This is a genomic window from Staphylococcus sp. FSL W8-0056 (assembly GCF_037963075.1).
GTDB lineage: Bacteria > Bacillota > Bacilli > Staphylococcales > Staphylococcaceae > Staphylococcus > Staphylococcus aureus.
The window spans coordinates 1,258,860-1,272,272 of record NZ_CP150142.1; the positions used below are offsets into that span (position 1 = coordinate 1,258,860).

At 32.5% G+C, this 13,413-nt stretch carries 11 protein-coding genes; 1 reads left to right on the top strand and 10 read right to left on the bottom strand.

Annotated elements, in window-relative coordinates; translation table 11 throughout:
• Positions 1-387 precede the first annotated feature (387 nt).
• From NSS86_RS06205 to NSS86_RS06215, 3 genes are all read right to left on the bottom strand, one after another.
• Positions 388-1,605: an MFS transporter gene (locus NSS86_RS06205; RefSeq protein ID WP_000122710.1), complete on the bottom strand. Its 1,218-nt coding sequence runs from the start codon at positions 1,603-1,605 to the stop codon at positions 388-390.
• Between the two features lie 315 nt (positions 1,606-1,920).
• Entirely contained in the window at positions 1,921-3,327 is a 1,407-nt protein-coding gene (gndA, locus tag NSS86_RS06210) for an NADP-dependent phosphogluconate dehydrogenase (protein WP_000193707.1), read from the bottom strand.
• 67 nt (positions 3,328-3,394) lie between these two features.
• Positions 3,395-4,528 (bottom strand): tripeptidase T, encoded by a 1,134-nt coding sequence (locus tag NSS86_RS06215; protein WP_000606693.1) that lies wholly within the window; start codon positions 4,526-4,528, stop codon positions 3,395-3,397.
• Between the two features lie 262 nt (positions 4,529-4,790).
• On the opposite strand from NSS86_RS06215, the gene prli42 reads away from it, so the two are divergent.
• The gene (prli42, locus tag NSS86_RS06220; RefSeq protein ID WP_001789875.1) at positions 4,791-4,970 is read left to right on the top strand and encodes a stressosome-associated protein Prli42; all 180 of its coding nucleotides are present in this window, start codon (positions 4,791-4,793) and stop codon (positions 4,968-4,970) included.
• 126 nt (positions 4,971-5,096) lie between these two features.
• Here the strand turns inward: prli42 and NSS86_RS06225 are convergent, their stop codons facing one another.
• From NSS86_RS06225 to recN, 7 genes are all read right to left on the bottom strand, one after another.
• Entirely contained in the window at positions 5,097-6,077 is a 981-nt protein-coding gene (locus NSS86_RS06225; RefSeq protein WP_000916196.1) for an aromatic acid exporter family protein, read from the bottom strand.
• Positions 6,078-6,090: 13 nt separating this feature from the next.
• Positions 6,091-6,528: a bacilliredoxin BrxB gene (gene brxB / locus NSS86_RS06230; RefSeq protein ID WP_000367419.1), complete on the bottom strand. Its 438-nt coding sequence runs from the start codon at positions 6,526-6,528 to the stop codon at positions 6,091-6,093.
• A 350-nt stretch (positions 6,529-6,878) separates the two neighbouring features.
• Positions 6,879-8,153 carry a dihydrolipoamide acetyltransferase family protein gene (locus tag NSS86_RS06235; RefSeq protein WP_000406838.1) on the bottom strand — a complete coding sequence of 425 codons (1,275 nt, stop codon included), beginning with the start codon at positions 8,151-8,153 and terminating at the stop codon, positions 6,879-6,881.
• Between the two features lie 12 nt (positions 8,154-8,165).
• A complete protein-coding gene (locus NSS86_RS06240) occupies positions 8,166-9,149 on the bottom strand; it encodes an alpha-ketoacid dehydrogenase subunit beta (RefSeq protein WP_001096633.1) in 984 nt (327 codons plus the stop codon).
• Positions 9,149-10,141 carry a thiamine pyrophosphate-dependent dehydrogenase E1 component subunit alpha gene (locus tag NSS86_RS06245; RefSeq protein ID WP_000568351.1) on the bottom strand — a complete coding sequence of 331 codons (993 nt, stop codon included), beginning with the start codon at positions 10,139-10,141 and terminating at the stop codon, positions 9,149-9,151. The genes NSS86_RS06240 and NSS86_RS06245 overlap by 1 nt, the downstream gene beginning before the upstream one ends.
• Positions 10,142-10,156: 15 nt before the next feature.
• Positions 10,157-11,578: a dihydrolipoyl dehydrogenase gene (gene lpdA, locus NSS86_RS06250; protein ID WP_001291533.1), complete on the bottom strand. Its 1,422-nt coding sequence runs from the start codon at positions 11,576-11,578 to the stop codon at positions 10,157-10,159.
• Positions 11,579-11,728: 150 nt separating this feature from the next.
• Positions 11,729-13,408, bottom strand: a complete 1,680-nt coding sequence (gene recN / locus NSS86_RS06255; protein ID WP_000942210.1) for a DNA repair protein RecN — start codon at positions 13,406-13,408, stop codon at positions 11,729-11,731.
• Positions 13,409-13,413 lie beyond the last annotated feature (5 nt).

Sequence of the window (13,413 nt, forward strand, 5' to 3'; positions counted from 1 at the left end):
ATATGGCGGGATGCTTTTAAGGTAATAGATATTGCTTGTGTAATTTTTAAAATTTTGTAGCCACATAGAACTTCATTAATCAAACATGTCGTCTGGGACATATATCAATGAAATACTTCGTTCAAAGTTTTCGTATTTTCTATGTCAACTTAACTGGGTGTAGCTCACATTGTCCATTAGAATGTATAACTAACATAATAAAATTAATTAAACGTACATCATTTGATTATGGAAGTTACAATCATTTGCGCAATCGAATATTATTATGTTCAAAACTTTAAGCTCCAATAACTAAAAAGAAAGTTATACAATGTTTAGTTGCCTAACTTCCTATATTGAATTCATCAGTCCAATTTGACATAGCAGCCATTTTTATTAATTTTCTTCTTAATATTCTTCAACTTGATAAAATCTATTTTTCAGTATATATAACACTAATGGTATAAATAACACAGCACTGATCGTAAGTGCATAAAATCCACCTTTATTTTCAAGTAATATACCGCCTAAAAAAAGGCCTATAGGTCTGAATGCAAAAACCATTGTTTTAAAAACACTATTAACACGTCCTAACATATTTTCTGAACATTTCTTTTGCCTCAGTGTGATTATCGCTATATTTAAAATGGATTGTGTCATATATGTCAACCCTAAAAGTGGGATGAGTATAAAAATATAAGTACTAAATGGTAACATTAATCTAAAAATTGTATCTAAAAATAATATAATTACAATTAGTTTTCCGAAATTAAATAATTTCAAGAGAAAACTTGCAGATAATGAACCGATTAGCGCACCTAATGATGAGATACCTAAAACTAACCCCAATGCTTGAGATGATTGATTCATGTCTTCCTTTACAAACATTACTATATAAATATAATAAGGTGAGATAATTAGATTGGATAAACTTACAACAACAGCCATTACTCTAATAGTTGAATTAGATAATAGATAATCAAATCCAACTTTAACATCGCTCAAAAAATTTTTTCCACTCAACTTTTCTTGATTGAATATACTCTTTGTTTCAATTTTAATTAATATCAAACTGAAAAATGAGAGTAAAAAAGTCATAGAATCTATAAAAATCAATATTGAATATCCCATATATGTATAAAGTAAACCTCCAATTATAGGGCCCAAAAATTCCGAAACATTTTGAGTAGCGTATATATAACTGTTTGCGCTCGCCAAATCTTCTTCTTTTACAATACTTGGGATTATCGAAACCTCAGAAATACTGTGAAATACTAATCCAATACCTGAAATGATTGCAACTACATAAATTTGAAAGATGCTTAACATATTGAAAAAACTTAATACTGGTATACTTAAATATGAAACGAACCTAATTATATCAGCACATTTCATTATGGTCTTCTTATTCAATCTGTCAATTAAAGCACCAGCTGGCAATCCTAAAATTGCATAAGGTATAAAACTTAGTGCAGAAACTATGCCAACTTGAAATGCAGATCCAGTAAGCTTTAAAATCATTAATGGAAAAACAAACGTAGTAAAAGCACTGCCCATGTTAGAAAAAGCTATCCCTATTAAATAAAAAGTAAAGTTCTTATTAAACAATACAGAAGTATATGACATTCTATCCCTCTTATTCATCAAATAATAAAACGTAATCTATTTATCGAAATATTAAAATTATTTACTAATGCTATCTTAATAGTATGTAAGTAAAACGTCTACACTTAAACGGACAAATTCTATGAGGATAGATATCGTTAATTTATAAAAGTTGAAAATTTTAATTTGACAAGAGAAAGAAAATCATTGAATATATCATGCGTAGAAAATTTCGATAAATACATAAGGAAAGAGACAATTTCTATCAAATAAATAATAGAAATTGTCTCTTTAACATTACCTAAATTCATAAGGTCTCAGGCTCAATGGTCAATATTATTCTTCAATCCATTGTGTATGGAATACGCCTTCTTTATCTTTTCTTTCGTACGTGTGAGCACCGAAGTAGTCACGTTGTGCTTGAATTAAGTTTGCAGGTAAATCAGCTGCACGGTAACTATCATAGTAATTAATACTTGATGAGAAACCAGGTGTTGGTACACCATTTTGAACACCAGTTGCGACAACATCACGTAACGCATCTTGATATTCAGTAACGATGTTTTTAAAGTAAGGATCTAGCAATAAGTTTTGTAATCCTGGATTATTATCGTAAGCATCTTTGATCTTTTGTAAGAATTGTGCACGTATAATGCAACCTTCTCTCCAAATCATAGCTAAATCACCAAGTTTTAAATTCCATTCATTATCTTCACTTGCTTTACGCATTTGCGCGAAACCTTGTGCATAAGAACAAATTTTACTCATATATAATGCTTTACGAATTTTTTCTAAAAAGTCTTTCTTGTCACCATCAAATGATGCTTTTGGACCATTTAATTCTTTAGAAGCATTTACGCGCTCTTCTTTGATTGAAGAGATAAAACGTGCAAATACAGATTCAGTAATGATTGTTAATGGAATACCTAATTCTAATGCATTAATTGAAGTCCATTTTCCTGTACCTTTTTGACCTGCAGTATCAAGAATTTTTTCAACTAATGCTTCTTTATTTTCATCTAATTTCATGAAAATATCACCAGTGATTTCAATTAAATAACTTTCTAATTCACCAGCATTCCAGTCTTTGAACGTTTGAGCAATGTCTTCATGAGACATACCTAATAATTCTTTCATCATAGCATAACTTTCTGCAATTAATTGCATGTCAGCATATTCAATACCATTATGTACCATTTTCACATAGTGTCCAGCACCATTTGGTCCAATATAAGTAACACATGAAGCACCGTCTTTTGCCTTAGCAGCAATTGCATCAAGAATATCTGCAACTTTGTTATAAGCTTCTTCTTGTCCACCCGGCATTAATGACGGACCAGTTAACGCTCCAATTTCACCACCAGAAACGCCCATACCAATAAAGTTGATTGCACTTTGTGCTAATGCTTTATTACGTCTGATAGTATCTTGATAGTTTGTATTACCACCATCAATTAAAATATCTCCATCATCTAATAAAGGTAACAAACTATCAATTGTTGCATCCGTAGCTTTACCTGCTTGAACCATTAATAAAATTTTACGTGGTTTTTCTAAAGAATTAACAAATTCTTCCAATGAATACGTTGGATGAATATTTTTCCCTTTTGATTCTTCAACCATTAAATCAGTTTTTTCACTTGAGCGGTTAAATACAGATACACTATATCCGCGTGATTCAATATTCCAAGCTAGGTTTTTACCCATAACGGCTAAACCAATAACTCCAATTTGTTGTGTCATATTACTTACCTCACTTGTTGATTTTTCATTAGTATTGTATCACAAAATAGACATACACTACACTAAATCATTTCGATTGTCGCGCAACTATTTTGATTATTTCTAACACTTGACTTGCAAGCAAGTTCAATGATTTAATCGGCATTCTCTCATTTGTTGTATGGATTTTTTCATAACCCACTCCTAAAATGACTGAAGGAATACCAAATGTATTAATAATACTGCCGTCTGAACCGCCACCAGAAATAATTGTATTTGCAGATAATCCTAAATTACGAGCACTTTCTTGTGCAATTTTAACAACCGCTTCATTATCATTAATTTTAAATCCTGGATAACTTTGCTCCACTGTAACTTCTGCTTTCCCACCTAATTCTGATGCAGTAGTTTCAAACACATCAGTCATATGTTTGACTTGTGTTTTTATTCTTTCTGGATCGTGAGAACGTGCCTCTGCTTCTAAAATGACTTCATCTGCAACAATATTCGTAGCTGAACCGCCATGAAACTTACCAATATTGGCAGTAGTTATTTCATCAACTTGTCCTAATTTCATTCGACTAATTGCTTTAGCCGCAATATTAATAGCACTAACACCCTCTTTTGGCGTACTTGCATGAGCTGTTTTGCCAATAATTTTAGCTGAAATTAACATTTGCGTCGGTGCACCTACAACCGTAGTACCGACATCAGCACTTGCATCAATAGCATAACCAAAGTCCGCGTCCAACAACTCTGAATTTAATTCTTTAGCACCAATTAAACCTGATTCTTCCCCAACAGTAATCACAAATTGAATTTGTCCATGTGGGATTTGTTGTTCCTTTATCACTTGCAAAACTTCAAGCATCGCTGCTAATCCTGCTTTATCATCTGCACCTAGAATAGTCGTACCATCAGAGTATATGTAGCCGTCATCTTTTACAATTGGCTTTACATTAATTGCGGGTACAACAGTATCCATATGGCTCGTCAAATATAATTTAGGTACTTCGCCTTCTTCGATAGTACTATTCATTGTACACACTAGATTATTGGCACCTAATTTAGGATGTTTAGCCGCTTCATCTTCTTTAACATCTAACCCTAATGCTATGAATTTTTCTTTTAAAATAGGTTGGATTGTTGATTCATTCCCTGTCTCAGAATCGATTTGTACAAGTTCTAAAAACGTATTAAGTAATCTTTGCTCATTAATCATAATGGAACCCCTTTTATCAAAATTTTCAAGTACGCCAAACGGTAAAAATTGATGAAATAAAATGTTACAGTAATTGACGTTACACAGATTTATCAGGCTTGTAAATTGTGTCATATTATTTTCAATTTATTATATATATTTATTGTAACTCAAACTAAGCTTTGTCAAAAATATATTGATTGATTTTTCAAAGATATCGTATAATGAGGAAAATGACATAAGCAAACTTACTCATGTTTTTTATTATATTCCTTAATGATGATTGCTAGTTATATCGTCTCAAGTTAAAAGTTTTATATCTTATGTCGTAATTATTAATACAAAGGTTATTCATTTGGAGGCACACAAAATGCAAAATAAAGTTTTAAGAATTATCATTATCGTTATGCTTGTATCAGTTGTATTAGCATTGTTATTAACGAGTATCATTCCAATTTTATAAACTATATCTCAACTACCTATACAAAATCATACAATTAAAAATCCATCCGTTATAAACGCATGTATTAATAAGTTATCGTATTGCAACGATTACTTTCAAACATGGGTCATACGGATGGATTATTTTTTAAGCTACTTCACTATGCATTTTCAATGAACCAAATTGCGATTTGATTTGTAAATATTCTTCTAATTCATTTAATATTTGAATAATACTTGCTCTCGAGTTAAGCGCTTTGTGTGTTGTTGGCAATGGCAGTTCATCCAATTTCAAACGCGTCTCATACAAATTGTGTAAACGCATTGCTGTATAGTCATTACTATTCACATTTAGACCAATTTCTTTCAGCAGTGACGAAACATCATTTAAAAGTGGATCTTTATGACAGATACTTTCGATGAGCGGTTTCATTCTCATTAACAATTCCACTTGCTCTTCTCGCATATCAAAATAATGATAGTATGAATTTTCGTTTCTAACAAAATGATTTTTAACATCTCGGAACGCGATAGACTTCGCCTTTTTAATATTTAAAAGTAACACTTCAAATTCAATCGCAATGGTATCTTCATATTTTTCACAAATATAACTATATTTACTAAAAATATCAGCAATTTGTTGCTCAATTTTACATTTGTATTCGTCTAGTTGTTTGTCTAAACTTGGCATCATTAAATTCATTGTAAATGCAATGCTCAGTCCAATTAACAGTAATAATGTTTCATTAACAATTAAATGTGCATCAATTGATTTTGCATTAAAAACATGAAGTAATATAACGCAACTCGTAATGACACCTTCTTGTACTTTTAATACGACAGTTAATGGTATAAATAACAATACGATAATACCGAGTACAATTGGACTCTGACCTAATAAACTAAATATTGCTGAACCTAAAAACAATACTAAAAAACATGATACTAATCTTGAAATAATCGCTTGTAGCGAATGTACTTTTGTATGTTTAATACATAATACGACTAATATGGCGCTTGAAGCATAATTATCTAAACCTAACAGCTTACTAATAATTACACCTAAAGTCATACCCACTGCTGTTTTTATTGTTCTAAATCCAATCTTGTAAGGATTTAACTTTAACATGGGTTAGCGCCTCTTATCTTTCTTCACAATATTTATTGAATAATGTTTGTAATTGATTAATTACGTTCATCACATCATGACCTTCGATTTGATGTCTTTCAATCATTTCTGTAATCTTTCCATCTTTTACTAATGCAAATGACGGACTTGAAGGCGCATAACCTTCGAAGTATTCACGCGCTCTTTGTGTCGCTTCTTTATCTTGTCCAGCAAATACTGTCACTAGACGATCAGGTAATACGTCATAATGTAAAGCATGTGATGCTGCTGGTCTTGCGATACCACCTGCACAACCACATACAGAATTGATCATAACTAGTGTTGTACCATCTTGTTTAAGAACTTTGTCAACATCTTCTGCAGTAGTTAATTGCTCATATCCCGCAGATTCAATTTCATTCCTTGCTTGTTCTACAACACCGTTCATGTATAAATCGAAATTCATGTCCATAAGTTCAATCACCTATCCCTTTATATTTAAACTATCCTCATTCTACTAATTAATAACATATTGTTCAATAAACTAATCTGAATCACACCAATATTTAGACACAATTTTAACAATATACCAAACATTATTGTGCTTAATATCATGGAAACTAATTTGTTCACCTGTTTTCATTAATATGTTTCCAGTATGATGTATTATTTTGACTTTACTGCAAAAATGCATTCAACCATGTTGATTATTGTTCTTTATCTTTTTTTGAATTTATTGCACATATTTTATTGCCCAAAAAAATACATCCATCGACAAGAACAAGATAAAACAAGTTGTCGATAGATGTATCCATGTTATCACTAATATATATTTGTATTTTCTAAAGTATACTGTTCGATACGCTGTTTAATATGATTCATAAATTTACCAGTTTGTAAACCATCTAAAATGCGATGATCTATTGAAATACATAAATTTACCATACTTCGAATTGCAATCATATCATTAATTACTACTGGCTTTTTAACGATTGATTCTACTTGTAATATCGCTGCTTGAGGGTGATTTATAATCCCCATTGATGATACTGAACCAAATGTACCAGTATTATTAACTGTAAATGTTCCACCTTGCATATCTTCAGTTGTCAATTGCTTATTACGCGCTTTTGTTGCTAAAGTATTAATTTCTCTAGCTATACCTTTGATTGACTTTTCGTCTGCATGCTTAATCACAGGTACGTATAATTTATTTTCATCAGCAACAGCAATTGAAATATTAATGTCTTTATGTAAGACAATTTCATTTCCTTGCCAGCTACTATTTAATAAAGGATATGCTTTTAAAGCATCTGCTACAGCTTTTACAAAGAAAGCAAAGAACGTTAGATTATATCCTTCTTTATTTTTAAAGCTGTTTTTATAATGATTTCTCGTATTCACAAGATTTGTAGCATCTACTTCAATCATCATCCATGCATGTGGAATCTCTGTTACACTATTAACCATATTTTGCGCAATTGCTTTACGCACACCATTTACTGGTATTGTGCTGTTTTCACTATTGTCTTCAGATGATTGGTTACTTGATGTATCTACTGATGTTGATTTTGTTTGAACTTGTTTGTCAGATTGAGCTGTGGTACCACCATTTTCAATAACTGACATTATATCCTTCTTAGTTACACGACCTTCAAATCCACTACCTACAACTTGTGATAAATCAATGTCATGCTCTGAAGCGAGTTTAAATACAACAGGTGAAAAGCGACCATTATTACGAGGTTGATTTTGTTTAGCAGTAAATGTCTGTTCCACTGTTGCACTAGCTTTTTTAGTAGATTTCTGAGTATGCTCATCCACTTTTGCTTGTATCTCTTCAGTTGTTTCATTTGTCTTTTCATCAGCAGTTTCAATTTTACAGATAATTGTATCAATAGCTACTGTCTGCCCCGCTTCAACTAAAATTTCTGTAATTGTTCCTGATATCGTGGAAGGGACTTCAGCTGTCACTTTATCTGTAATAACTTCACATAATGGTTCATATTCATCAATATGATCACCAACAGAAACTAACCATTGTTCAATGGTACCTTCATGAACACTCTCACCTAACTTAGGCATTGTTATTTCCATGACTTTCCCTCCCTAGAATTCTGCTAATTCACGCATTTTATTTAAGATTTTTTCTGGATTCATCATAATTTCATTTTCTAATACAGGAGAAAATGGCATAGATGGTACATCTGGAGCAGCTAAACGCATGATTGGTGCATCTAAATCGAACAAGCAATGCTCTGCAATAATCGCTGACACTTCTGACATAATACTACCTTCTAAATTATCTTCAGTTACAAGTAAAACTTTACCTGTATTTTTAGCACGATCAATAATTGTTTCTTTATCTAATGGATAAACAGTTCGTAAATCAACGACTTCAACGTTGATACCGTCTGCAGCTAAAATATCCGCTGCTTGTAAACAATAATTGACCATTAATCCATAACAAAATACTGTTAAATCTTCACCTTCACGTTTAACATCTGCTTTTCCTAAAGGTACAGTGTAATATTCTTCTGGCACTTCTTCCTTTAAGAAACGATAAGCTTTTTTATGCTCAAAGTACAATACTGGATCATTTGATTCGATAGATGATAATAAAAGCCCTTTAGCATCATACGGTGTGGAAGGAATAACAATTGTTAAACCTGGTGATGAAGCAAATATACTTTCAATACTTTGTGAATGATATAGTCCTCCGTGAACACCGCCACCAAATGGTGCACGAATCGTTAATGGGCATTGCCAATCATTATTTGAACGATAACGCATTTTCGCAGCTTCACTAATAATTTGATTTGTCGCAGGTAAAATAAAATCTGCAAATTGAATTTCTGCAATTGGTCTTTTACCTACCATAGCTGCACCAATGGCAGTTCCAACAATATTTGACTCAGCTAATGGCGTATCGATAACTCTGTCTTCACCATATTGTTGTTGTAGTCCTTGAGTAGTACCAAATACGCCACCTTTTTTACCAACATCTTCACCAAGAATAAACACATCTTTATTTTGTTGTAATGCTAAGTCTTGTGCCTGGCGTATCGCCTCTAAATAAGATAATTTAGCCATTAGTTAAGACTCCCTTCTTCGTACACAAATGCATAGGCTTCTTCGACACTTGGATATGGCGCGTCTTCAGCAGCCTTTGTCGCTTTATTGATGATGTCTTTATGCTCCGCTTCTATTTCTGCCAACCAAGCATCATCGATAATGCCAGCTGAAAGCAACTCTTTTTTGAACTTTTCATTGCAGTCAGCTTTTTTAAGCGCTTCACGCTCTTCTTTCGTACGATATTGGTCGTCATCATCTGATGAATGAGCTGTCATACGACTTGTTACTGCTTCAATCAAAGTTGAACCTTGACCAGAAATAGCTCGATCTCTTGCTTCTTTCATCGCTTTATACATTGCTAATGGATCATTACCATCTACTTGTTCACCATGTATACCGTAACCAAGTGCTCTATCCGATAATTTTTCAGCTGCGTATTGTAATGAATCAGGTACTGAAATTGCATATTTATTATTTATAATGACACATACAAAAGGAAGTTTGTGTACACCCGCGAAGTTTAAACCTTCATGGAAGTCACCTTGGTTTGAGCTACCTTCACCAACAGTTGCTGTTGCAATTTTCTTCTTACCATCCATTTTTAAAGCTAAAGCAGCACCAACAGCATGGGGTATTTGAGTTGCTACCGGTGAACTTTGAGACAAAATATTCTTAGCTCTACTACTAAAGTGTGATGGCATTTGTTTTCCACCAGAGTTAACATCGTCTTTCTTTCCAAACGCTGATAAAAACGTATCATACGCTGAGATACCCATATAAGTAACGAAAGCTAGATCTCTATAATAAGGCGCTGTAATATCACCTTCTTCTAATGCGTATGCCATCCCAATCTGAGTTGCTTCTTGTCCTTGACCACTTACAACAAATGGAATTTTACCTGCACGGTTCAATAACCACAGTCTTTCATCTATTTTTCTACCTAAATCCATCCATTTATATATTACTTTTAGGTCTTCTTCGCTAAGGCCTAATGATTTATAATCAATCATGTTAAATCCTCCTATTTATACGTGAATAGCTCTACTTTCTGCTTTCAATCCTAATTCCATCAACACTTCAGAGATGGAAGGATGTGCGTGTGTTGTTAGTCCTAATTCTAATGCCGAGCCATTCATGAACTGTAACAGTGATGCCTCATTAATCAATTCTGTTACATGTGGACCAATCATATTAATACCCACAATTTCTTCAGTTGATTGATCAATCACCATTTCGCTATACCCTTCGTTTGCGTCATGGCTATCAATCACTGCTTTACCAATTGCTTTAAATGGTACTTTAAAACTTTTAACTTTCATTCCCTCTGCCTTTGCTTGTTCAATGTTTAAACCGATAGAAGCAATTTCAGGTTGTGAATAAATACACTTAGGCATCATGTTATAGTTTACTGGGATTGGGTTCCCCTCAAACATATGATCAACAGCCACAACACCTTCTTTTGATCCAACATGTGCCAATTGTAATTTTCCTATACAATCACCAGCTGCATAAATATGTTTATCTTCAGTTTGTTGAAATTCGTTCGTTAAAATATGTCCTGATGTAGAAAGTTTTATTTTAGTGTTGTTTAAACCAATATCTGATGTGTTAGGTTTTCTACCAATCGATAGCAACACTTTATCTACTTTAATTATGTCTGAAGAAATTTCAAACGTAACACCATCTTCGTTAACATTTATATCATTTTCAGAAAGTTTTATTCCCTCATAGAATTTAACACCACGTGCTGACAATGATTTTTTTAATAGTTGTGAAGCTTGTTTACTTTCAGTTGGTAAAATTCTTTCACCTGCTTCTATAACTGTTACGTCAACACCTAAATCTATCATCAATGATGCAAATTCCATTCCGATAACACCACCACCAATAATACCAATACTTGATGGTAACGTCTTTAATGATAATATATCATCGCTAGATAAAATTTTATCATGATCAAATGATAAGAATGGCAACTCTGCAGGCGAAGAACCAGTTGCAATTAATACAAATTGGTTGGGTAATAAGTCTGATTCACCATCTTCATATTCGACAGAAATTGTGCCACTTTGAGGTGAAAATATAGATGTACCTAGAATACGTCCCGTGCCATTATAAATGTCAATGTGATTGTGTTGCATTAAATGCTTTACACCTTGATACATTTGATTAATAATGTCTTCTTTTCGTGCCAACATATTTTCAAAATTAACATTAGCATCTTTGACATCAACGCCAAACATTGCTGCCTGTTTTACTGTTTGAAATACTTCAGCAGATTTAAGCAGCGATTTAGTAGGAATACAACCTTTATGGAGACAAGTACCTCCTAATAGTTGTCGTTCTACTATTGCCACTTTCTTACCTAATTGAGACGCACGTATCGCAGCAACATATCCTGCAGTACCTCCACCGAGAACGACTAAATCATATTGTTTCTCTGACATGTTCTTACTCCTAACTAATGATATATATCCATTGAAAATTTATTAATACATAGTTTTCATGTCCATTAATTACCTATTTTACATGATTGTCTATTTAGTTTGAATGCACATAAATAAATCCATAAATGAGTATTCAACACACTTTGGAAATTATCTACGTCTTTGATTGTGTTGTATCATTTCTCTTGCATTTTCTCGAGTTAAATCAGTAACACTTGCACCTGAAATCATTCGTGCAATTTCATCTACTTTATCATCGCCAATTAACTCTTGAACTTGTGTTGTTGTACGATCATCTTTTGATGACTTCGAAATTAATAAATGATGGTCGCTCATCGATGCAACTTGTGGCAAGTGAGAAATACAAATAACTTGTATATATTCTGCTATATCTCGCATTTTCTCTGCCATTTTTTGTGCGGCTTGTCCAGATACACCTGAGTCAACCTCATCGAATAAAATTGCAGTTTGACCTCTCGATTTAACAAAAATACTTTTTAACGCTAACATAATTCTAGAAAGTTCTCCACCTGATGCAATTTTATTTAAACTTTTTAATGGTTCCCCTTTATTTGGACTGATTAAAAATTCTACAAATTCGATTCCATCAATATTCGGTTCTTCTAATTTTTTAAATGAAATCTCAAGATTTGCGTCTTTCATTTGTAAGTTTTGAATTTCCGATACAATGTGGTCTCTTAACTCCCTAGCGACTATACGACGCTGCTTTGATAACGCTTGTCCAACCTCTATAACTTGATTATACAATGCATTTATTTCTTCTCGTAACTGCGATGTACTTTGTTCATAGTTTTCAATTTTATTGATTTCATTATTAAGCTTTTCTTGATATGCGATTAATTCTGAAATATCTTTTCCATATTTACGTTTTAAATTATTCAGCAAATTCATACGAGATTCATACTCGTTTAACACTTGTTCGTCGAATTCTGTATTAGCCATTTCATCATATAACTCATGTTTTGCATCTTCTAAAATGTAATAAAATTGATCAATATCTTCTTTTAATTTGTCATATTTATTTGGAACTATATCGTTTATTGTTAACAAATGGTTGCTTAGTTCATACAAACGATCAGTGATAGCATTTTCATCCGTTAATGTCATATGTGCGTTATTAAGCGCTAAGCTTAATTTTTCAGAGTTTTGAATGCGTTTAATATCTATTTCAAGTTGCTCTATTTCGCCTTCTTTTAGATGTGCTTCAGACAATTCTTCTAATTGGAATTTCATTAAATCTAAACGCTGCAGCAATGCTTGGTCTGCTGATTCTAAATCTTCTAACTCTTGCTTTTTGGCTTTATAATTTTGAAAAGTTTGGTGATATTTATCCAACAAATCTTGATAACGTGATTCTGCGTAATTATCCAATAATGTTAAATGGTATTTTTGTTTCAACAAAGACTGCGTTTCATGTTGGCCATGAATATCTAATAATTCTTGCATAACTTTTCGTAAATCTTGTAAAGTAACTGTTTGATTATTAATTTTACAAAGACTTTTACCAGAGCTAAAAATTTCCCGTTTAACTAATAAAAAATCTTCATCTACATCAATATCCATATTTTTCAATATATGTATAGCATCTTTACTCTCGTCAATATCAAATATACCTTCGATGACAGCCTTTTTTTCACCATGTCTTACAAAATCAGATGAAGCTCTCATTCCAATTAATTGTCCAATTGCATCTATAATAATTGACTTACCTGAACCCGTTTCACCACTTAAAACAGTTAAACCATCAGAAAATTGAATTTCTAATTCTTCAATAATAGCAAATTGCTTGATTGATAAGGTTTGTAACATAAACT